Raw genomic sequence first — 21,305 nt, forward strand, 5'->3', positions numbered from 1 at the left:
CCCATGCCCCAATTCGCCGCCAACCTCTCGATGCTCTATCCGGAGCTCGCATTTCTCGACCGCTTCGACGCCGCCGCGAAAGACGGCTTCCAGGCCGTCGAGTACCTCTTCCCCTACGACTTCAGCAAGGAAGACATCGTCGCGCGCCTGAAGCACAACGGCCTGCAGCAGGTGCTGTTCAACGGACCGCCCGGCGACTGGGCCGGCGGCGAACGCGGCCTGGCCTGCCTGCCGGGGCGCGAGGGCGAGTTCCGCGAAGGCATCGCCAAGGCCATCGACTACGCCGTGGCGCTCGACTGCCCGCGCATCCACGTCATGGCCGGCCTCGTGCCCGAAGGCCTCACGCGCGAGGCGGCAGAGGCCGTCTATGTCGGGAACCTGCGCTGGGCCGCGGCCGAGGCCGCGAAGGCCGGGCGCGACGTGCTGATCGAGCCGATCAACACGCGCGACATCCCGCGCTTCTTTCTCAACCGGCAGGACCACGCGCACCAGATCGTCGAGACCGTGGGCGCCGCCAACCTCAAGGTGCAGATGGACCTGTACCACTGCCAGATCGTCGAAGGCGACGTGGCGATGAAGCTGCGCCAGTACCTGCCGACCGGCCGTGTCGGCCACCTGCAGATCGCGGGCGTGCCCGAGCGCCACGAGCCCGATGTGGGCGAGCAGAACTACGACTACCTCTTCGGCGTGATCGACGAGGTGTCGGCGCAGTGCGGCTGGCAAGGCTGGGTCGGTTGCGAATACCGTCCGCGCCGCGGCATGGAACCCGGCGGCACCTCGGCCGGCCTGGGCTGGCTGCGCGACTGGCGCCAGCGCGCATGACGACGCTCGAAGCGCTGCGCATTCCCGCGCCGCTGCGGGGCTTCGCAGCAGCGGGCGATGTGCAGGTCTTCGACGTCACGATCGAGGGCGACAAGGTCGCGGCCATCGCGCCCAGCGCCTCGCAGACGCAGGCGCGCGGCACGCTGCTGAGCGCCCTCGTCGAGGCGCACGCGCACATCGACAAGAACTTCACCGTGCAGGACGTCGGCGCCGCGCAGGGCGACCTGTTCACCGCCATCGAGCGCATGGGCCGCCACCGCGCGAGCTGGACCGGCGCCTCGCTGCGCCTGCGCATGGAGCGCGCGCTGCACGAGGCCTGGCGCGCCGGCACGCGCGCGCTGCGCACGCACCTCGACTGGGTCGAGCCCGAGCCGCCGGCCGCGCTGGCTGTGTTCGAGGCGCTGCGCGAGGAATGGGCGGGCCGCATCGAGCTGCAGTTCGTCGCGCTCGTGCCGCTCGACGTGTTCGCCGACCTCGCCGCCGGCGAGCGCATCGCGCGCGACGTGAAGCGCGCGGGCGGTTCGCTGGGCGCTTTCATCTACCGCAACGACGGCCTCTTCGCCAAGCTGGGCCGCGTGTTCGACCTCGCGCAGCAGCACGGGCTGGGGCTGGACTTCCACGTCGACGAAGGCCTGGACACCGACGCCAGCGGCCTGCGCAGCATCGCGCAGCTGGTGCGCGCGCGCGACTTCAAGGGCCGCGTGGTCTGCGGCCACGCCTGCTCGCTCTCGGTGCAGGACGATGCCGTGGCCGCCGAAACGCTCACGCTGTGCGCCGGCGCCGGACTGCACCTCGTCGCGCTGCCGACCACCAACCTCTACCTGCAGGGTGCGTGGGACCGCACGCCCGTGGCGCGCGGCATCACGCGCATCCGTGAGGCCGCGGCGCACGGCCTGCGCGCGAGCCTGGCCACCGACAACGTGCAGGACGCCTTCTATCCCTACGGCAGCTACGACCTGCTCGAGACCTTCGGCCTGGGCGTCCAGATGGCGCACCTGGCGCCCGCCGCCGACTGGCTCGACACCATCACCGTGAACCCCGCGAAAGCGCTGGGCCTCGCGTGGGACGGCCGCATCGCACCGGGCTGCCCGGCCGACCTGGTGGTGCTGGCCGCCACAGACGAACACGAACTCATCGGCCCGCGCGGACGGCAACGCACCGTCTACCGCGCAGGCCGGGCACTGGAGAACACACCATGAGCATGGGCAAGCCGATGGCCAACTATGCCGCCGCCAAGCGCGTCGGCGATTTCGTCTTCATGAGCGGCGTGGTCGCCGTCGACCCGGCCACGCGCCGTGCGGTGGCGGGCTACGACGCCATCCCGGAAGAAGCCCGCACCGCGCTGCAGGGCGTGGGCTATGCCACGGGCCAGATGTCGGTCGACATCTTCGAGGCGCCCATCGTGGCACAGAGCTGGTTCGTGCTGGAGCGCATCCGCCAGATCGCGGCCGAGCACGGCGGCACCATGGAGGACGTGGTGAAGCTGGTGCAGTACTTCCGCCACCTGCCGCACTACGCCTTCTACAACCGCGTGCGCGGCCTGTTCTATCCGGGCGAGCCGCCGGTGAGTACGGTGGTCGAGGTGTCGCGCTTCCTGCCGGGCGACGAGGTGCTCGTCGAGGTGGAAGCCACGATGTACCTGCCGCAGCGCGCGGCTACTTGACGCCCGCGCCCTTGAGCAGGAACTCCGTCACCTGCTCGATCAGGTAGCGGCGGTCCTTGTCGTCGCCCTGTTGCGCCGTGTTGCGGTAGTAGGCGGCCTGGGTGGCGTGGTCGGCATAGAACTGCGTCACGGCCCAGATGTGGAACAGCACCAGCATCGGGTCGGCTTTGTCCATGAGGCCCTGGTTCATCCAGTTCTGGATCACGGCGGCGGCCTGGTCGGTGCGCTGCTTGCTCGTGTCCATCATGCTGTTGATGACGGGCGCGCCGCGCATCATCTCGGCCGTGAAGATGCGCGAGCGCAGCGGGTGCTCGAACGAGAACATCATCTTGCGCTGGATGAGATCGCCCAGCACCTTGCGCGGGCCGAAGGCCTCGTCGCTGAAGCCGAACACCACGATCCAGTCGGTCAGGATGTCCTGCAGCACCTGGCGGTACAGCGCCTCCTTGCTCTCGATGTAGTAGTGCAGCTGCGCCTTCGACAGGCCCGCCTTGTCGGCGATGGCCTGGGTCGAGGCGCCGGCCAGCCCTTCGCTGGCGAACACCTCGATGGCGGCCTGGTTGATGAGGCCCAGCACCTGCGTGTACTTGCGCGAACGCCCGCGCGTGGCGGGGGCTTCGCTGTCGGTGTCCGTCACGCTCACAGCTGCAGCACCAGGTCGGGGCCCTTGGCGCGCGAGCAGCACAGTGCCACCTTGGTGCGCCGCTCGGTGCCCGTGAGGCAGAAGTCGCGGTGCTCGGCGCCGTCGCCGTCGCCCTCGACCACGCAGGTGCCGCACAGGCCCTGCTGGCACGACACGGGGATGTCGATGCCCACTTCGTGCAACGCATCGACCGCGGTCTGGTCGGCCGCCACCGGCACCTCGATGCCGCGTCGCGCCAGCTTCAGCGTGAAGGGCAGGCCGGTGGTGGCGGCGGCCGTGCCGGTGGGCGCGGCGAAGTACTCGGTGTGCAGCGCGTCCTCGGGCCAGTGCGCGGCGGCCTCGCGCACCGCCTGCATGAAGCCGCCGGGGCCGCACACGTACAGGTGCGTGTCGGGCGCGCGCTCGGCCAGCAGCGCGCGCAGGTCGATGCGCTGCGTCGCATCGCCTTGGTCGAGGTGCAGCTTCAGGTGCGGTGCCAGCGCGGGCGCGTGCAGCGCCTCGGCGAAGGCCAGGTGCTCCTCGCTGCGCGCGAACACGCACAGCGTGAAGTCGGCACCGCGCGCGGCCAGCGCCTGCGCCATGGCCAGCAGCGGCGTCATGCCGATGCCGCCGGCCAGCAGCAGGTGGCGCCGGGCCTCGGCGCGCAGCGGGAAGGTGTTGCGCGGTGCGCTGATCGCGATCAGGTCGCCCTCGCGCACGCGCTCGTGCATCGAGGCCGAGCCGCCGCGGCTGGCGTGCTCGCGCTTCACGCCGATCACGTAGCCGCCGCTGCCCGAGGGCGCGCGCGCCAGCGAGTACTGGCGCGAGAAGCCGCCGGGCATGTGCACGTCGATGTGCGCGCCGGCCTCGTAGCCGGGCAGCGGCCGGCCCCACGGGTGCGTCAGCTCGAAGGCCAGGATTTCCGGCGTCTGGCGCGAGATGCGTTCGACACGGACGGTCAGCGTGCGTTCGAGGCTCATGGTGTGTGTCTCCCTGCTTGTCTACTGGATGTTGTGCAGCGTGCGCGCCACGCGCGCGATGAAATGGGTGCGGTCACTGTCGGTGACGGCGTTCATGTCGTGCAGCTGCAGCCACGTCACCTTGCAGCGCCACGCGAACAGTGCCCGCAGCGCGCGCGTGAACAGCCGCCGTCCCGGGTCGCCGATGGCCATCACGAACCAGCGCGGCGAACCGCCCGTGGTCACCACCGTCAACCGGCGGATGTGCCGCATGCCCGACTTCGCGAGTTGTCCCTTGCGTTCGGCGGGCAGGAAAGCCACGCCCGGCAGCCACACGCGCTCGAGCCAGCCCTTGAGCATGGACGGCGGTCCATGGAACCAGGTGGGGTAGACGAACACCAGGTGTTCGGCCCACAGCAACGCTTCGACGTGGGGTTTCACGCGCTCGCGGATCAGTTCGGGGTTGTCGAGGTAGGCGATGCGCTCTTCGCGCGTCAGCGTCGGGTCGAAGCCCTCGGCGTACAGGTCGATGGCCTTGACGGGATGTCGCGGCGTGAGGGCCTCGAGGGCGGTGCGGTACAGCGCGTGGTTGAAGCTGTCAGGGTTCGGATGGCAATGGACGACGAGCGTTTTCATGTTCGGGCCGGTTCGCCTGTTCGGCGAGACGGGGTCAGAGCCCAGGGATAAAAGGCCGCGCGTGCCTTATGGCAACCCAGGCGCCGGCATCTGACCCCGGCGCAAGCCCCGCGCGACCCACGGGAAAAAACGAAGCGAATTACTTGCCGGTGAGCTTCTTGCGAACGTCGACACCGACGCCCTTGTTGACGAACTGCGTGGTCGCGACCTTCGACAGGTCGATCTCGCCCGGCTTGTACAGGCCGGCCTTGACCATCTTGTCGTAGAAGTCCTTCACGCGTGCCTCGTCCATGGCGCCGATGCCCTTGGTGAGCGAGTCGCCGCTGTCCACGATGCCCATCTTCTTGATGAGATCGATGGAGCCCTGCAGCGCGGCCGGCGTGGCGTCGGGGTTGGTCTTGGCCATGAGCTCGTTGGCGGCCTTGTTGTCGCCGTAGAGGTAGTTGTTCCAGCCGACGATCGAGGCCTCGATGAACTTGCGCACCGTCTCGGGCTTGGTCTTGATGAGGTCGGCGCGGGTCTCGATGGTGGTGGCGTAGGTCGAGAAGCCGTGGTCGGCCAGCAGGTGCACCACGGGGTCGAAGCCGGCCTGGGCCTTGATCGACAGCGGCTCCGAGATGGCGTAGCCCTGCTGGATGGACTTCTTGTCCGCGAGGAACGGGCCCACGTTGAAGGTGTAGGGCTTGAGCTGCGAATCCTTGAAGCCGTGCTCCGACTTCATCCACTGCCAGAAGCTGAACTGGCCGTCCTTGCCGATGAAGGCCACGGGCGCCTTGGTCATGTCCTTGAAGGTGTCGTAGCCCTGGCCCGGGTGGGCGAACATGGCCTGCGGGTCTTTCTGGAAGATGGCCGCGACCACCACGGTGGGCACGCCGTTCTTCACGTTGTCGAAGGACTGCAGCAGGTTGCCGGTCATGAGGAAGTCCACCTTGCCGGCCGGCAGCATGGGCCGGTTGTTGACCATCGGGCCGCCCTGCATGATTTCCACGTCGAGCCCGTACTTCTTGTAGGTGCCGTCCACCAGCGCCTGGTAGAAGCCGCCGTGGCCGGCCTGCGCCTTCCAGTTGGTGGCGAACACCACTTTGTCCTGGGCCTGTGCGGCGAAGGCGGCGCCTGCGAGGGCCAGGCCGAAGGCCAGCGGCCGAAGAGAGAAAGCGGGGATGCGCATGGGGACGGACTCCTGTGGAGGTTGGGGTGGGGACGGGATGCGAAGACTAATTGTTTTTCAGCGCTCGACGGCCATGTCGGGCGTCCAGCCGCGCGTCTTGCCGGGGTTCATCAGGCCCATCGGGTCGCTGCGCTTCTTGAACTCGATCTGCTGCGTGTCGATGGTCTTCATGCCGCCGTCCTCGATGGTGAAGACGTGCGGGTTGAAGATCTGCGCGCCGCCTTGCGACTCGATCTCGCGCATCACCTCGTACTGGTGGGCCTCACCCTTCCAGCGCACGAGCAGGATGCCGAAGGTGCCGCACTGACCGTTGGCGCGCGCGAAGTCCTGGTGCTGCAGCACGTCGTCGCCGAAGATCTGCATGTGGCGCTCGACCACGGCCGGGTCGAAGGGCTGGGCGTAGGCCACCTGCAGGTAGGTCCAGCTGCGGTCGGCCTTCAGCGCCTGCAGCGTCGTGTGGTTGAAGGCGCACTCGTAGGCCGGCGGCAGGCCCTCGGCCTGCAGTTCGGCCTCGGTGCCGGCCACCGACAGGGTGCCGCCGTGCGCCGCCGCGAGCGCGCGGAATTCGGCCATCGAGTCGGGCGAGACCATGGTGAACACCGCGTGCCGGTCGGACGGAAAGCGATCGCCCATGGCCGTGTAGTAGGGCGAGAAGCGCGCCTCCACGGTCGACAGCAGGAAGATGTCCAGCGAGGGCGCCTGCGCGGCAATGCCGAAGTCGAGCGCGCCGCGGTAGGTGTCGAACAGCGCAGTGCAGTGCACCCAGTCGACCGCCGGGCTCAGCGCCACTTCCACGTCGAGGATCACGCCGTTGGTGCCGTAGGCATGGTGCACCTGCTGGATCTCGTCGCCCACCAGCTCGATGACGCGCGGCTCGCGCTCCACCGTCATCACGCGCGCGCGCAGCAGGTTGCCGGGGTCGCGCAGGATGCCGTGGCGAAACGAGCCGATGCCACCGAAGCCGCCCGCGATGAAGCCGCCGATGCTGGCCACGTGCCAGGTCGAGGGCCACATGCGCAGCGCCTGCCCGGTCTCGCGCGCGGCCAGGTCGATGTCGTGCATGCGCGCACCGGCCTCGACGCGGATGCGTCCGTCGGCCAGGTCGAGCACGCGGCACATCTGCGTCACGTCGAGCACGAGCCCGCCTTCGAGCGGCACGCACTGGCCGTAGTTGCCGGTGCCGCCGGCGCGCACGGTGAGCGGCAGCTTCCACTTCGCGGCCACGGCCGCGGCCTGGCGCACGTCGTCCTCGGTGCTGACCTTGACCACGAGGTCGGCCACGCAGCCCGCGAGCTGCGCCGTGAGGATCGGGCTGTACCAGTAGAAGTCCTTCGACAGCTGCTTGCGCTGGCTGGGCGTGGCGATCACGTTCAGGCCGCGCAGGTCCTCGCGCACGGCGTCCCAGTCGACGGTGGACAGCGGGGTTCTAGCGTTCACGGCGCATTTCGCTTTCATGCCAGTGGCCGAGCACGAGGCGCGACAGGGCGGCGAACACGATGAAGATCACGATGCCCAGCAAGGACACCAGCAGCAGCGCCGCGAACATCATCGGGATCTCGGTGCGGAAGCTCGACTCGAGGATGCGCGAGGCCAGCCCCGTTTCCTTGCCCGCCGTGCCGGCCGTGAACTCGGCCACCACCGCGCCGATCAGGCTCAGGCCGCCGGCGATCTTCAGGCCCGCCATGAAGTACGGCAGCGCGCTGGGCGCCAGCAGGTAGCGGAAGGTCTGCCAGGGCGAGGCCTTGTAGAGCTGGAACAGGTCGCGCAGGTTGCTGTCGGCGCTCTTCAGGCCGATGACGGTGTTCGACAAGATGGGGAAGAAGGCCACGATCCACGCGCACAGCAACAGCGCCGCGGTGGTGCTCGACACGTAGATCAGGATCAGCGGCGCGATCGCGATGATCGGCGTCACCTGCAGGATCACGGCGATCGGGAACAGGCCGATCTCCACCCACTTGAACAGCGCGAAGGCAATCGCCAGCAGCACGCCGCCGACGATGGCGGCGCCCAGCGCCAGCAGCGTGAGCTTCACCGTGAACCACAGCGCGCCCGAGAGCGAACCCCAGTTGTCGAACAGCGTGCGCAGGATGAGCGAGGGCGCCGGCAGGATGTAGTGCGGGATGTCGTTGGCGCGCACCATCCATTCCCACACCAGCAGCAGCGCCGCGACGATGACGACCGGCACGACGATGCGCAGCGTGGCCTCGCGCCGGCGCAGCTTGTCTTCGTGCGCGCGCAGCGTCTCGGCGGACGGCGTGGCTTCGTTGGTGGTGTCGAGGGGCATCACGGTTTCAATGGTCGATGTCGAGGCCATGGAGCGCTCCGTGCAGAGATTGCGAAACAGCCGTGCAGTGCGCGTTGTAGCGGCTGGAGGTGCGGAAGGCTTCTCCGCGCGGGTAAGGCTCGTCGATGGCGATCTCGTCGATCACCCGGCCCGGGCGCGCCGCCATCACGACGATGCGGTTCGACAGGTAGACCGACTCGTACACGCTGTGCGTGACGAACACGATCGAGAAGCGGTGCTCGCGCCAGATGGCCAGCAGGTCGTTGTTGAGCTTGATGCGCGTCATCTCGTCGAGCGCGGCAAAGGGCTCGTCCATGAGCAGCAGGCGCGGGTGCGTGACCAGCGCGCGCGCGATCGACACGCGCATCTTCATGCCGCCCGAGAGCTCGCGCGGGTACACGTCGGCAAAGCGCGAGAGGCCGACCAGCTCCAGCACGTGCTGCACCACCGGCGCGGCTTCGTCGCGGCTCATGCCCGCGAGCTTGAGCGGCAGCCAGACGTTGTCGAACACCTTGGTCCAGGGCATGAGCGTGGGCTCCTGGAACACGAAGCCCAGGTCGCGGTCGCTCTTGCTGTCCTTGGCGCTGCCGGTGTTGGCGCCCGACCATTGCATGTCGCCCGAGCTGATGCGCGTGAGCCCGGCGATCAGCCGCAGCGCGGTGCTCTTGCCGCAGCCCGAGGGGCCCAGGAAGCTGACGAAGTCGTGCTCGCCGATGTCGAGCGTCATGCCCTGCAGGGCGAGCGTGCCGTTGGCAAAGCGCTTGCCGACGTTGCGCAGGCGGACCAGGGGCGGCGTGGATGGCGTGGTGCTTTCCATGGGACTCCTTGGCGTCAGCGCCAGGCCGGAACGTTGGCCAGGCGCGAGAGCGGGAAGCGGTCGATCTCGTGCAGCAGCTCGACGAAGCGCTTGCCTACGTGGTCGAGCACCGCGGCGCCCTTCTCGGCGCTGGCGCGGGTGGCGTCGCCGGCGGCGCCGGCCGGGTTGATGTCGTGCATCTGCCAGCCGAGCTTGCCGCTGGGCGTGATCGACAGGAACTTGTTCTCGGCCGCCAGCTGCTCGGTCATGGAGCCGAAGTTCTGGAATTGATCCTTGCGCACGTAATCGGGCGTGAGGTGCAGCATCACCGAGCTTTCGAGGTCGCCGGCGTGGATGCCGTGCTTGCCTTCGTGCGCGGTGAACAGGCCCTCGGGCAGGCCCAGCGTGTACCAGTTGGAGGCCACGACCATCATGTCGTGCTCTTCGCGCAGGTCGCGCGCCACGATGTCCATGACGCTCATCTGGCCGCCGTGGCTGTTGTAGAGCACCAGCTTGCGCACGCCGGCCTTGGCGACGCAGGCGCCGACGTCTTTCCACAGCGAGATCAGCGTGTTGGCCGACACCGTGAGCGTGCCCGGGTAGCGCGAGTGCTCGTTGCTCTTGCCGTAGGGCACGGTGGGCAGGAACAGCACCGGCAGGTCGTCGGGCAGGTAGGGCAGGCTGGCGCGCACCATGCCGTCGATGGTGGCGGTGTCGGTCGACATCGGCAAATGGGGGCCGTGCTGTTCGGTCGCCCCCACCGGCAGCACGGCGATCAGCCGTTCGCGGTCGAGGCGGGAGAACTCTTCACTGGTCAGGTCGGACCAGAAGCGGCTGCGCAAGGGGGGGTGATTCATCGGGGTGTACCTCGTGGCGGGCGGACGGGATGATGGGCTAAATTATCCATACGGTCAAAAAAGACTGGCTATCCGTGGATACCCGTTGATATTTATCAAGCAAACCGCATGCCATTAAATTTGCACGGACGGTCAAAAGTCGAGCCGCCCGGGCGCCCGTCGCCCCGGGGTCACCAGCGCATGCGCAGCCCCAGCTGGCCCTGCACGCCGGTCTGCTCGGTGATGCCGATGGCGCTGGTGTAGGCCAGGCCGCCGTAGACCGACAGCGTCTTGTTCACCTGCCCGACGATGCCGCCGCCCACTTCGAGCGCGCTCGCGTTGCGGCGGTTGGCGACCCGGTCGCTCGGCCCGAAGTAGATCGCGTTGCTGCCGCTGAAGGTGTGCCACAGGTTGAGCTTCAGGTAGGGCTTCCAGACGCCGCCGGCCGCCTCGAAGCGGCCTTCGAGCCGCGCGCCCAGCCGGCCGGTGACGGCGTTGTCGCGCTGGAAGCGCACGCGCGAGAGGCCGTCGTCGAAGTCGTCGAGCGAGCTGCGCTGCCAGATGAGCTGCACCTGCGGCTGCAGCGTGACGGTGTCGCTCAGCGCCAGCGGGTAGCCGGCCTCGAGCGAGGCGGTCACGCTGGTGCCGTGCGGGCGGCCGCCGCGCCCCAAGGTGGAGCGTGCGTCGGCCTTGTAGCGCGTGGCCAGCAGCACGGCGTCGCTGTACCAGCCGCTGCTCGCGATGCGCGTCCAGTAGGCGCCCAGGCTGTAGCCCTCGACGGTGAGCCGGCCGGCCGCCTCGTTGGTGGCGCCGCCGGCGACGCCGCTCGCGTGGCCGCTGGCCCGCGTGTAGCCGCCCAGCACGCCGACGCGGTGGCGCCCGCCCGCGCCGTCGGTGGCCGCCAGGAAGTCGTGGCCCAGCTGCAGGCCGCTGACGCTGCCGTCGAACTGCGGATTGGCATCGCCGCGCAGGCGCTGCCGCGTGCTTTCGCCGAACACGCGGCCCCACGAGGCCTGCCGGCCTTCACCGTCCGCGAGCAGTTGCGCATCGCCCTGCCGGTCGTGGAAGGTGCCCAGCTGCGCCAGCCCGAGGCGGCGCACGGCGATCGGCAGGGCGCTGTACAGCGGCACCTCGGGCCGGTAGAGCTTGACCTGCTTCACCGTCGCCGGCGCGCCTGTCTCGGCGATCACCTCGGCGGCTTCCTCCAGCGAGCCCACCACGGTGCCGCCCACGAGGTAGCCGTTGTTGCGCAGGTACCAGTTGTCGCGGTTATTGCCCGTCGCGCCGCCGCGGAACAGCCGGTAGTTGTAGGCGCCGGCCTCCACCGCCTGGGTCAGCGAGAACGCCTGGTCGGCCGTGGTGCCGCCGTTGACGGCCTGCACCACCAGGATGCCGTCGGCCAGCGTGGGCGCGCCCAGGCCGCCACGGTTCACCACGCGCAGGCCGGTGGACCCCGTGGCCGCGCCGCCGTCGATCACCAGCTTGTCCGAGGGCGCGTTGTCGCCCGCCAGCACGGTGTTGACCTGCAGCAGCGCGCCGCTGCCGCCCACGTAGTTGCCGCGCACCGTGAAGGCGCCGAAGCCGACGCCGTCGTTCGGTCCGGGCAGCAGCGTGCCCTGGTGGGTGACGTTGCCCGCGAAGGTGCCGGTGCCGGCCACGGTGGTGCCGGGCAACACCGTGATGACGGGGCTGGTCAGCGTGGCGGGCAGGGTGAAGCGGCCGGACTCGACGCGGATCGAATCCGAGAAGCTCGCGTCGGTCTGCCACGACCACGCGGTGCCGCGCATCGTCAGGTGCTGGAAGTTGCGGAAGGCGTTGTCGACCGTGCCGCTGCCTTCGAGGAAAGTGCTGGCCGTCTTGCCGACGCCGCCGTCGGCGCCGCCCTTGATGACCGAGCCGGTCTGCAGGATCAGCGTGCCGTTGCCGAGCGCGCCCATGTAGATCGCGTCGGTGCTGGCGGTGCCGCCGTGGCCTTCGATGGTGCCGGCGTTGACCAGCACGTCGTTGCCGTTCTGGCCGCGGTAGCCGTAGCCGTTGGCGCTCGAGAGCGTGGCGCCGGCCCGGTTCTCCACGCGCGAGAAGAAGGTGCCGCCGAGCGTGTTCGCATGCACCGCGTCGGCGCCGCCCGACGGCGAGTTGGCGCCCGTGGTGGCGATGCTGCCGGTGTTCACCAGCAGGTTGGCCACGAGGTTGCCGCCCTGCAGGTACACGCCCTTGGCCGAGCTGCCGATGGCCGAGATGCTGCCGTTGTTGATCACCGTGTTGCCCGGGCCCAGCAAAGAGATACCGTGCGAGCTGCCGCCCGTGGTGACGATGCTGCCGTTGTTGGTGATGAGGGTGCGCGTGCTGCTGTTCGACGTCACCAGGATGCCGGAGGTGCCGCTGCTCGTGGTGCGCAGGCTGCCGTTGTTGGTCAGCGTGTTGTCGTTGCCCGTGGCGACCATCGCCGCGCGCGCCGAGCCCGAGCCGCCCGACACCGTGATCGTGCCGTTGTTGGTGATGGTGCTCGCATCGCGCACCAGCAGCGCCTGCGTGGCGTTGGTGGCCAGCGTGGCGCCGCTGTTCACGGTGATGGTGACGCCGGTGCTGCCCGGCGTGGCGATCACGCTGGGCGATACGGTCGTGGTGCCGTCGCAGACCACGGTGTCGCCGGTGACCGGCGTGGCGGTGGGGCCGCAGGCCGCGTGCGCGGCGCCGCCTGCGAGCCCTGCAAGGGCGGCCGCGAGCCAGGGAAGGGGAGATGCCGGATGACGGCGGGGAAAAGAAAACCGAGAAAAGTGGGAAAACCGGGGGCCTCGCTCCATGCGCATGTCGTTTGCTCCTTCTTGTTTTTCATGAGGCCGTGGGGGCCTGGAGCGGCGGATTATTCAGTGCAATTGCCCTTCTGGAAACCGACGAACTTCCGTACTCACCGGGTCGGTCCCGATGGCGCGCCGACTTGAATGCGGCCCTTGTTGAGCCTATAACTCAAGCATGGTCTCTTGCTCGTCGCAAGACGGAAAGGAGGCGCCGTGAAAAGACGCATCTATTGGCTGTTGCCGGACCTGGCGAGTGCCAGGCAGGCGATGCACGATCTGCTGCAGGCGCGTGTCGACATCGCGCACCTGCATTTCGCCGCACGCGAAGGCCAGGACATGGCCGGGCTCCATGCGGCCAACGTCTGGCAGACCTCCGACCTCGTTCACGCCGCCAAGACCGGCTGGGTGCTCGGCACCGCCTGCGGCGTGGTCGTCGGGCTGCTGGCCGCGCTGCTGTTCCCCGTGTTCGGCGACGAGCCCGAATGGGCCGTGGCCGTGGGCCTGGCGCTGCTGGGCGGCGTGGTGGGCGCCTGGTCGGCCACCATGGTCGGCGTGTCGATCCCGAGCCCGCGGCTGGCGCGCTTCGAGAGCGCCATCGCGCAGGGCCAGGTCCTGTTGATGGTCGACCTGCCGCCGTCGCGCGTGCGCGAGGTCGAGGCGATGCTGGAGGCCACGCACCCCGAGGCCCGCTTCGAGGGCGAAGAGCCGCGGATCCCGGCGATCCGCTGAAGCCGCCGCGCATGCGACTCCCGGAACCCACGATGGCCACCCCAGGGAGCGCAGCACATGACCATCGCCGTCGTCCTGTTGCTCATCGTGGTGGCCTCGGTGGCGTTCCACGTCGTCAATCCGTGGTGGACGACGCCGCTGGCCTCCAACTGGCAGCGCATGGACGACACGCTGACCATCACGCTGCTCATCACGGGCCTGTTCTTCGTCGTCATCAACCTGTTCCTCGCCTACACCGTGGTGCGCTTTCGCCACCGCGAGGGGCGCCGCGTAGCGCCGCATGCGCCCGAGAGTCGCACGCTGGAGCGCTGGCTCATCGGCGGCACCACCGTCGGCATCATGGCGCTGCTGGCGCCCGGCCTCGTGGTGTACGCGAACTACGTGCGCACGCCGCATGACGCGCGCGTGCTCGAGGTGCTGGGCCAGCAGTGGCAGTGGCGCTTTCGCCTGCCGGGCGCGGACGGCAAGCTGGGCGCGACCGATGCGCGCTTCGTCAGCGCCGCCAACCCCTTCGGGCTCGACCCGGCCGACGCGGCGGGGCTGGACGACCTGCTGGTTCCCGGCGACGAGGTGCACCTGCCGATCGGCCAGCCGGTGCTGGTGCTGATGCGCTCCCACGACGTGCTGCACGACTTCTTCGTGCCGCCCATCCGCGCCCGCATGAACATCGTGCCGGGGCAGGTGAGCCGCTTCTGGTTCACGCCCACCGTCGCGGGCCGCTACGAGGCGCTGTGCGCGCAGCTGTGCGGCGTGGGCCATCCGAACATGCGCGGCTTCGTGGTGGTGGAGGACGCGGCGGCCTACGACGCCTGGCGCACGGCGCTGCCGACCTTCGGCGCGATGCAGCTGGCGCAAGCGGCCAAGGCGGCGCAGGCTGCCCAGGCACCGGCCGGCGGCGGCGCGCGCGTCGACCAGGGCCGCGCGCTGGCCGACGCCAAGGGCTGCGTGGCCTGCCACACCATCGACGGCAGCACACGCGTGGGGCCGACCTGGAAGGGCCTGTACGGCAAGACCGAGTCGATGGCCGACGGCAGCACGGCGCTGGTCGACGAGGCTTATCTGCGCAGCTTCATCCGCGACCCGCAGGCGCGCCACGTGAAGGGCTTCCCGCCGGTGATGCCGAAGATCGACCTGAGCGACGAGGAACTGGCCGCGCTGGTGGCCTACATCCAGAGTCTGGGCAGCCCGCCGGCGCAGGCTGCCACCGAACAGAAGGCCGCGCGATGACTTCTTCTGCGCTCACTCAAGACGACGAGCACGACGACGCCGGCCACCCGGCGCCGCAGGGCTTCCTGCGCCGCTACGTCTGGAGCCAGGACCACAAGGTGATCGCCGTGCAGTACGCCTGCACCGCCATCGCGGTCGGCGTGGTCGGCCTGGTGCTGTCCAACCTGATGCGGCTGCAGCTCGGGTTCCCGGGCCAGTTCGAGTTCATCAACGCCGAGCGCTACTACCAGTTCGTGACCATGCACGGGATGATCATGGTGATCTACCTGCTCACGGCGCTGTTCCTGGGCGGCTTCGGCAACTACCTGATCCCGCTCATGGTGGGGGCGCGTGACATGGTGTTCCCCTACCTCAACATGTTGAGCTTCTGGGTCTACCTGCTGTCGGTGGTGGTGCTGATGGCGAGCTTCTTCGTCGCGGGCGGCCCCACCGGCGCGGGCTGGACGCTGTACCCGCCGCAGTCGATCCTGCCCGGCACGCCGGGCCATGGCGGCGGCATCGTGCTGATGCTGGTGTCGCTGCTGATCTTCATCGTGGCCACCACCATGGGCGGCCTGAACTACGCGACCACCGTGCTGCAGGCGCGCTGCCGGGGCATGACGCTGCTGCGCATGCCGCTCACGGTGTGGGGCATCTTCGTGGCCACGGTGCTGGCGCTGCTGGGTTTTCCGGCGCTGTTCGTCAGCGGCGTGATGCTGCTGCTGGACCGCACGGTGGGCACCAGCTTCTTCATGCCGGCGCTGGTGTCGATGGGGCAGCTGTCGGGCCACAAGGGCGGCAGCCCGCTGCTGTTCCAGCACCTGTTCTGGTTCTTCGGCCACCCCGAGGTCTACATCGTGGCGCTGCCGGCCTTCGGCATCGTGTCCGACCTGATCAGCGTGCACGCGCGCAAGCGCATCTTCGGCTACCGCACCATGGTGTGGGCCATCGTGGCCATCGGCGGGCTCAGCGTGGTGGTGTGGGCGCACCACATGTTCGTGAGCGGCATGAACCCGTACTTCGGCTTCTTCTTCGCCACCACCACGCTGGTCATCGCAGTGCCCACTGCGATCAAGGTCTACAACTGGCTCTTGACGCTGTGGCGCGGCGACATCCACCTGTCGGTGCCGATGCTGTTCGCGCTGGCCTTCGTGTGCACCTTCGTCATCGGCGGGCTCACGGGCCTGTTCCTGGGCAACGTGAGCGTGGACATTCCGCTGTCGGGCACCTACTTCGTGGTGGCGCACTTCCACATGGTGATGGGCGTGGCGCCGCTCCTGGTGGTGTTCGGCGGCATCTACCACTGGTTCCCCAAGATCACCGGCCGCATGCTGGACGACCGGATCGGGCGGCTGCATTTCTGGATCACCTTCCTGGGCACCTACGCGATCTACTTTCCCATGCACTACCTGGGCGTGCTGGGCATGCCGCGGCGTTACTACAACTTCGACGGCTACAAGTTCATTCCGCCGTCGGCCTTCAGCCTGAACGAATTCATCACCGTGGTCGCGCTGGTGGTCGGCGCGGCGCAGCTGCTCTTCATCGTCAACCTGGCCTGGAGCGCGTGGCGCGGTAGGCCCGCCGGCGCCAACCCGTGGCGTGCCGCCTCGCTCGAATGGCAGACGCCCGAGACGCCGCCCGGCCACGGCAACTGGGGGCCGCGGTTGCCCGTGGCCTACCGCTGGGCCTATGCCTACGGCGTGCCGGGCGCGGCGGAAGACTTCATCGCGCAGAACGCCCCGCCGCAGGCCAGCGACGACGAGAACGACGTGCCGGTGAGCGGCGCGCGCGGAGCCCCGGCATGAACGCGGACGCCGCCCTGCGCCTGCGCGGCCTGCCCCGCGACGTGCGGCTGCGCGACGCGCACGCGAGCGCGGCGGGCATCGGCCTGTGGGTCTTCATGGGCGTGGTCACCGCGCTGTTCTCCCTGTTCACCGTGGCCTACGTGATGCGCATGAGCAGCGGCGACGCGGTCGCGCTCGCGCTGCCGTGGCAGCTGTGGCTCAGCTCGGCGCTGCTGGCGGCGGGCAGCATGGCGCTGGAAGCCGCCTCGCGCCGCGTGGACCCGGCGCGCATGCGCCGCCTGCTGCTGGCCGGCGGCCTGTGCGCCGCGGGCTTCCTCGGCGTGCAGCTGTGGGCCTGGGCCGCGATGGCGCACGCGCAGGTGCTGCCGGCCGGCAACCCGTCGGGCAGCTTCTTCTACCTGCTGACCGCCATGCACGGGCTGCACCTGGCGGGCGGGCTGGTGGGGTGGGCGATGGCGGCGCGCGTCGCGTGGGCCGACCCCGCCCGGGCCGGATGGCGCATCGCGCTGTGCGCGCGCTACTGGCACTTCATGCTGGCCGTGTGGCTGGCGCTGTTCGCGCTGCTGGGGTGGGTGACGCCGGAGGTGGCGCGCGTCCTCTGCGGCACGGCGTGAGGAGGCTTCGCATGAACTCCAGCACCGCAACCTTCACCGGCTCCGCCGTCGCCGCGAGCGGCTGGCGCGGGCTGGTGGCCGACTGGTCGTCCGACCGCCAGGCCTTCCACGTCTCGTGGGGCAAGGCCATGATGTGGATCTTCCTGCTGAGCGACATCTTCATCTTCAGCTGCTTCCTCACGGGCTACATGACGGTGCGCGTCTCGACCACCGTGGCCTGGCCGAATCCGAGCGAGGTGTTCGCGCTGCACGTGGGCGGGGCCGACGTGCCGCTTTTGCTGATCGCGATCATGACCTTCGTGCTCATCAGCAGCAGCGGCACGATGGCGATGGCGGTCAACTTCGCCTACCGCGGCGACCGCGTGAACGCCGCCACGCTGATGCTCGTGACCGCCACCTTCGGCGAGCTCTTCGTGGGCATGCAGGCCTTCGAGTGGTCCAAGCTGATCCTCGAGGAGGGCGTGCGGCCCTGGGGCAACCCGATGGGCGCGGCGCAGTTCGGCGCGGCCTTCTTCATGATCACCGGCTTCCACGGGCTGCACGTGTCGGCCGGCGTGGTGCTGCTGTTCGCAGTGGCCTTCAAGCTCATTCGCGGCGACTACGACAAGGCCGGCAACTACCAGGTGGTCGAGATCGTGGGCCTGTACTGGCACTTCGTCGACCTGGTGTGGGTCTTCATCTTCGCGCTGTTCTATCTCTGGTGAGGACCATCATCATGAACACCACCCACGCCACCACCGGCCAGCAGCACCCGATCGGCCTGTACCTGAAGATCTGGGGGCTCCTGTTCGTGCTCAGCGCGATGTCGTACATGGTCGACTACCTGCACGTGCAGGGCTACCTGCGCTGGGGCCTGATCATCGTCTTCATGCTGCTGAAGGCCGGGCTCATCGTCGCGGTCTTCATGCACATGGCGTGGGAGCGGATGGCGCTGGTCTACGCGATCCTGCTGCCGCCGCTGTGCCTCCTGGTGCTGGTCGGGCTGATGGCGGCGGAGGCCGACCACACCTTCCTCGCGCGGCTGGCGTTCTTCCGCTGACGGCCCTGCTGCTCAGCGCCGCACCACGAAGCGCGTGATCACCGGCGGCGACTCGCCCAGGTGGAAGGCCAGGCGGCGCTCGCGCAGCGCCATGTCGGCGGCGGTGGCGCGGTTGAAGCGGCGCAGGTGGTCGGTCCACGACTCGTCGACGATCTGCTCCACGTAGCGCTCGGGCTGCGCGATGTCGTGCAGCAGCTCCCAGCCGATGGCGCCCTGGCCCAGGCGCGCGCGCCGGGTCTGCTGCATCACGAGGTGGAAGGCCGCGGCGCGCGACGGGTCGATGAGGTATTCGACCGTGATCACCACGCGGCCGTCTTCCTGCGGCGCCTCGGCCGGCGGGCCGGTGGCCCAACCGGCCTGGGCGGGGCGCACGTCGTCTTCGCCGCTCACGTCGGTCACCCAGCGCATGGCCGCCAGCATCAGCAGCGTGCCGCTCACGGCGGCGATGGCCAGGCTCAGCTTCAGCGACGTGACGGTGGCCACCTGGCCCCACAGCGCCGCGCCGATCGCGCTCGCGCCCATGATCGCCATCTGGTAGGTCGACATGCCGCGCGCGCGCACCCAGTCGGGCAGCGCCAGCTGGGCCGACACCGAGAGCGAATTGGCCACCGTGATCCACGCCATGCCGCCGAAGAACATCGCCGGCACCGCGACCCAGGCGTTGGGCGCCACGGCCATCACGGCGGTGGCGGCCGACTGCAGCATGGCGCCGCGCAGCACCAGCTGGTCGCGCCCGAGCGCCTGGCGCAGCCGTGGCAGAAAGAGCACCGCGATGATCGCGCCCGTGCCCATGGCGGCCAGCAGCAGCGTGAAGGTGCCGGCGCCGCCGCCCTGGAGGTTGCGTGCCAGCAGCGGCAGCAGCGCCAGCAGCGCGGTCGAGTGGAAGAAGAACAGCGACACGCGCGTGAGCACCGCGCGCATGCGCTGCGACTGGCGCACGAACTGCACGCCCACGCGCATCGCGCTGATGAGCTTCTCGCGCCCCAGCGGGTTGGGCGTGTGCTCGCGGCGCCAGCGCAGCACCACGAAGCCCGAGGCCACCGACAGCACCGCGTTGAGCGCAAACACCCACACGCTGCCCGCGCTCGCGATCAGCATGCCGGCCGTGAGCGGGCCGACGATGCGCGAGGCGTTCATGGCGATGCCGTTCAGGCCCAGCGCCGCCGGCAGCTGTTGGCGCGGAACGAGCTCGGGCACGATGGCCGAGAACACCGGCCAGCGCAGCGCCAGCCCGATGCCGTTGGCGAAGGTGAGCGCCAGCAGGAGCGGCGCGGTCATCACGTCGAGCGCGATGGCGGCGCACAGCACCACGGCGGTGCCGGCCAGCCAGAACTGCGTGGCCACCAGCCAGCGCCGGCGGTCGAGGATGTCGGCCAGCGCGCCGCTCGGAAGACCGAGCAGGAACACCGGCAGAGTGGAGGCCGACTGCACCAGCGCGACCCAGATCGGCGAGGTGGTCAGCGAGGTCATCATCCACGCCGCCGCCACGTCGTTCATCCACATGCAGATGTTGGCGATGAGCCAGGTGCTCCACAGCATGCGGAACACGGGGAGCTTCAGGGGCTCCAGCGCCGCGAGGTTCGAGGGCTGCGGCCGGGCCGGCGGGAGGGGTGTCTCTTCGGGGGATATGGGCGGCATGTCGCGCTATTGTGGCGCGAGGCGGCGCGCCTAGCCCCGGTCGCTGCGCGCGAGACGGTGTTCCAAGCGGCGCAGCAGCGTGGTCAGCACCAGCGTCATCACCCAGTACACCACCGAGATCGCCAGGTACGGCTCCCAGTAGCGCGCATAGGCGCCGGCCACGGTGCGCGCGGCGTAGGCCAGTTCGGCCAGGCCGATGGCCGACACCAGCGAGGTGTCCTTGAGCAGCGCGATCGCGTTGTTGCCCAGCGGCGGCAGCATGCGGCGAAAGGCCTGCGGCAGCACCACGTAGCGCATCACCTGCGCCGGGCTCAGGCCCAGCGAACGGCCGGCGTCGAACTGCCCGCGCGAGATCGACTGGATGCCGGCGCGGAACACCTCGGAGATGTAGGCCGCCGAGTTCAGCGTGAGCGCGACCACGCCGGAGATGAGGGCGCCGTGCTCCTGCTTGAGCGTGCGCGCGAGTTCGCCGTCGATCAGGATGCCCGTGCTCGGGTGGATGAACACCGGCATCACCGCGAAGTGGATGAGCAGGATCTGCACGAACAGCGGCGTGCCCCGGAAGAAGCTCACGTACACCGTGGCGGGCCAGCGCAGGAACACGCGCGTAAGCCAGGTCCACGGCGCATGGCGCGCCTGCGCCAGCCGCGCCAGCGCCAGGCACAGGCCCCAGCTGGCGCCCAGCAGCACGCAGACCACGGTCATGCGCAGCGTCATCCAGGCGCCCTGCCAGAACAGGTCCTTGTATTCCACGAGGATGTCCCAGCGGAACCATCCGAAAAGCAGCACTGGTTGTTCCATGCTTGCGTCCTCAACTCTCTGTCTATCTGTCGGTCAGCGGAAAAACGAAACGGCCGCGTGAGGGCGGCCGTGTTCAGGAAAATGCCGTGCGGCTCAGCGCACGTTCGGGTCCTTGTTGAACCACTTCTTGTAGATCGTCACGTAGCTGCCGTCGGCGCGGATGGCCGCCAGGCCGGCGCTGAGCTTGTCCAGCAGCGCCTTGTCGCCCTTCTTCACCACGATGCCGAAGCCTTCTTCGGGGAAGGATTTGTCGTCCAGCGTCTTCAGCTCGGGGTGCTGCGCCACGCGGTAGGCGATCACGCCGTTGTCGCCCATGGCGGCATCGACGCCGCCGCCGGCCAGCTCGGAAATGATGAGCGGCGTGCTCTCGAAGCGGCGGATGTTGGGGCTGGTCTTGCCGAACTCGCGCGAGGCGATGTCGTCGGCGGTGGAGGCGCTGACCACGGCGATCTTCTTGCCCGTGAGGTCCTTCAGCGAGGCCACGGTGCTGTTCTTCGGCAGCGCGATGAGCTGGCGGGCCGCGAAGTACGGCGGCGTGAAGTCGTAGCTCTGCTTGCGCTTCTCGTTGATGGTGACGCCCGAGATCACGAGGTCGACGTCGCCGTTGTTCAGCGCGCCGAAGATGCCGGTGAAGGGCGTGTTGACGATCTTGATCTTCAGGCCCTGCTGCTTGGCGATGGCGTTGATGATGTCGATGTCGAAGCCGACGATCTGCTTGTCCTTGTTCTCGAAGGCAAACGGCGCGTAGGTGGCGCTGGAGGCCACGGTGAGTTCGCGGTTCTGGGCCTGGGCACCGAAGGCGAGCGTGGCGGCAGCGAGGCCGAGGGCCAGGGCGCGGCGTAGAGAGTTCATTCGGGGTCCTTGTGTCTTTGCCGCCCGGCGGGAAGCG

General features: G+C 69.2%; 21 protein-coding genes. 9 read left to right on the plus strand and 12 right to left on the minus strand.

Translation table 11 applies throughout. The features are described 5' to 3' along the window. The first annotated feature begins 3 nt into the window (after nucleotides 1-3). From otnI to AC07YS_RS24085, 3 genes are read left to right on the plus strand one after another with little or no spacing between them, the layout of a single operon-like run. The gene (gene otnI / locus AC07YS_RS24075; RefSeq protein ID WP_307695228.1) at nucleotides 4-822 is read left to right on the plus strand and encodes a 2-oxo-tetronate isomerase; all 819 of its coding nucleotides are present in this window, start codon (nucleotides 4-6) and stop codon (nucleotides 820-822) included. Beyond that, nucleotides 819-2,021 (plus strand): amidohydrolase family protein, encoded by a 1,203-nt coding sequence (locus AC07YS_RS24080; RefSeq protein ID WP_495269235.1) that lies wholly within the window; start codon nucleotides 819-821, stop codon nucleotides 2,019-2,021. Before otnI ends, AC07YS_RS24080 begins: the two co-directional genes overlap by 4 nt. Next, nucleotides 2,018-2,485, plus strand: coding sequence for a RidA family protein (locus AC07YS_RS24085; protein ID WP_062479653.1), 468 nt, complete (start codon nucleotides 2,018-2,020; stop codon nucleotides 2,483-2,485). Before AC07YS_RS24080 ends, AC07YS_RS24085 begins: the two co-directional genes overlap by 4 nt. Here the strand turns inward: AC07YS_RS24085 and AC07YS_RS24090 are convergent. The 9 genes from AC07YS_RS24090 to AC07YS_RS24130 form a co-directional block, all read right to left on the minus strand. Next, nucleotides 2,478-3,128 carry a TetR family transcriptional regulator C-terminal domain-containing protein gene (locus tag AC07YS_RS24090; RefSeq protein ID WP_159274126.1) on the minus strand — a complete coding sequence of 217 codons (651 nt, stop codon included), beginning with the start codon at nucleotides 3,126-3,128 and terminating at the stop codon, nucleotides 2,478-2,480. The genes AC07YS_RS24085 and AC07YS_RS24090 overlap by 8 nt on opposite strands. Next, the gene (locus AC07YS_RS24095; protein ID WP_495269234.1) at nucleotides 3,125-4,087 is read right to left on the minus strand and encodes a PDR/VanB family oxidoreductase; all 963 of its coding nucleotides are present in this window, start codon (nucleotides 4,085-4,087) and stop codon (nucleotides 3,125-3,127) included. The genes AC07YS_RS24090 and AC07YS_RS24095 overlap by 4 nt, the downstream gene beginning before the upstream one ends. Nucleotides 4,088-4,108: 21 nt before the next feature. After that, nucleotides 4,109-4,702, minus strand: a complete 594-nt coding sequence (locus AC07YS_RS24100; protein ID WP_139700783.1) for an NAD(P)H-dependent oxidoreductase — start codon at nucleotides 4,700-4,702, stop codon at nucleotides 4,109-4,111. 139 nt (nucleotides 4,703-4,841) lie between these two features. After that, nucleotides 4,842-5,870 carry an ABC transporter substrate-binding protein gene (locus AC07YS_RS24105; RefSeq protein ID WP_495269233.1) on the minus strand — a complete coding sequence of 343 codons (1,029 nt, stop codon included), beginning with the start codon at nucleotides 5,868-5,870 and terminating at the stop codon, nucleotides 4,842-4,844. 57 nt (nucleotides 5,871-5,927) lie between these two features. Next, nucleotides 5,928-7,325, minus strand: coding sequence for an FAD-binding oxidoreductase (locus tag AC07YS_RS24110; protein ID WP_082818236.1), 1,398 nt, complete (start codon nucleotides 7,323-7,325; stop codon nucleotides 5,928-5,930). Continuing rightward, complete coding sequence (locus tag AC07YS_RS24115) at nucleotides 7,297-8,184, minus strand: ABC transporter permease (protein WP_174250296.1); 888 nt, start codon at nucleotides 8,182-8,184, stop codon at nucleotides 7,297-7,299. Before AC07YS_RS24115 ends, AC07YS_RS24110 begins: the two co-directional genes overlap by 29 nt. After that, nucleotides 8,162-8,971, minus strand: a complete 810-nt coding sequence (locus AC07YS_RS24120; RefSeq protein WP_062479639.1) for an ABC transporter ATP-binding protein — start codon at nucleotides 8,969-8,971, stop codon at nucleotides 8,162-8,164. Before AC07YS_RS24120 ends, AC07YS_RS24115 begins: the two co-directional genes overlap by 23 nt. Nucleotides 8,972-8,985: 14 nt before the next feature. After that, the gene (locus AC07YS_RS24125) at nucleotides 8,986-9,807 is read right to left on the minus strand and encodes a creatininase family protein (RefSeq protein ID WP_495269232.1); all 822 of its coding nucleotides are present in this window, start codon (nucleotides 9,805-9,807) and stop codon (nucleotides 8,986-8,988) included. A 170-nt stretch (nucleotides 9,808-9,977) separates the two neighbouring features. Further along, on the minus strand, nucleotides 9,978-12,596 hold the full coding sequence (locus tag AC07YS_RS24130; RefSeq protein ID WP_495269231.1) for an autotransporter family protein: 2,619 nt from the start codon (nucleotides 12,594-12,596) through the stop codon (nucleotides 9,978-9,980). Between the two features lie 201 nt (nucleotides 12,597-12,797). On the opposite strand from AC07YS_RS24130, the gene AC07YS_RS24135 reads away from it, so the two are divergent. From AC07YS_RS24135 to AC07YS_RS24160, 6 genes are read left to right on the plus strand one after another with little or no spacing between them, the layout of a single operon-like run. Continuing rightward, complete coding sequence (locus AC07YS_RS24135; protein ID WP_062479635.1) at nucleotides 12,798-13,313, plus strand: hypothetical protein; 516 nt, start codon at nucleotides 12,798-12,800, stop codon at nucleotides 13,311-13,313. A gap of 57 nt (nucleotides 13,314-13,370) precedes the next feature. Beyond that, the gene (locus AC07YS_RS24140) at nucleotides 13,371-14,540 is read left to right on the plus strand and encodes a cytochrome c oxidase subunit II (protein WP_495269230.1); all 1,170 of its coding nucleotides are present in this window, start codon (nucleotides 13,371-13,373) and stop codon (nucleotides 14,538-14,540) included. Next, the gene (locus tag AC07YS_RS24145) at nucleotides 14,537-16,324 is read left to right on the plus strand and encodes a cytochrome c oxidase subunit I (protein WP_495269229.1); all 1,788 of its coding nucleotides are present in this window, start codon (nucleotides 14,537-14,539) and stop codon (nucleotides 16,322-16,324) included. The genes AC07YS_RS24140 and AC07YS_RS24145 overlap by 4 nt, the downstream gene beginning before the upstream one ends. Further along, complete coding sequence (locus AC07YS_RS24150) at nucleotides 16,321-16,938, plus strand: cytochrome c oxidase subunit 3 family protein (protein ID WP_495269228.1); 618 nt, start codon at nucleotides 16,321-16,323, stop codon at nucleotides 16,936-16,938. The genes AC07YS_RS24145 and AC07YS_RS24150 overlap by 4 nt, the downstream gene beginning before the upstream one ends. Before the next feature lie 11 nt (nucleotides 16,939-16,949). Then, on the plus strand, nucleotides 16,950-17,642 hold the full coding sequence (locus tag AC07YS_RS24155) for a heme-copper oxidase subunit III family protein (RefSeq protein WP_495269227.1): 693 nt from the start codon (nucleotides 16,950-16,952) through the stop codon (nucleotides 17,640-17,642). An 11-nt stretch (nucleotides 17,643-17,653) separates the two neighbouring features. Beyond that, nucleotides 17,654-17,977, plus strand: a complete 324-nt coding sequence (locus tag AC07YS_RS24160) for a cytochrome C oxidase subunit IV family protein (RefSeq protein ID WP_495261370.1) — start codon at nucleotides 17,654-17,656, stop codon at nucleotides 17,975-17,977. Nucleotides 17,978-17,989: 12 nt separating this feature from the next. Here AC07YS_RS24160 and AC07YS_RS24165 read toward each other — a convergent pair whose 3' ends face one another. The 3 genes from AC07YS_RS24165 to AC07YS_RS24175 form a co-directional block, all read right to left on the minus strand. Continuing rightward, a complete protein-coding gene (locus tag AC07YS_RS24165; RefSeq protein WP_095950483.1) occupies nucleotides 17,990-19,615 on the minus strand; it encodes an MFS transporter in 1,626 nt (541 codons plus the stop codon). A 30-nt stretch (nucleotides 19,616-19,645) separates the two neighbouring features. Then, a complete protein-coding gene (locus tag AC07YS_RS24170) occupies nucleotides 19,646-20,416 on the minus strand; it encodes an amino acid ABC transporter permease (RefSeq protein WP_307582189.1) in 771 nt (256 codons plus the stop codon). A gap of 93 nt (nucleotides 20,417-20,509) precedes the next feature. Then, nucleotides 20,510-21,268 carry a basic amino acid ABC transporter substrate-binding protein gene (locus tag AC07YS_RS24175; protein ID WP_062479619.1) on the minus strand — a complete coding sequence of 253 codons (759 nt, stop codon included), beginning with the start codon at nucleotides 21,266-21,268 and terminating at the stop codon, nucleotides 20,510-20,512. Between the last annotated feature and the right edge of the window lie 37 nt (nucleotides 21,269-21,305).

Source organism: Variovorax sp. GW458-11-26-14-LB1 (assembly GCF_059423965.1).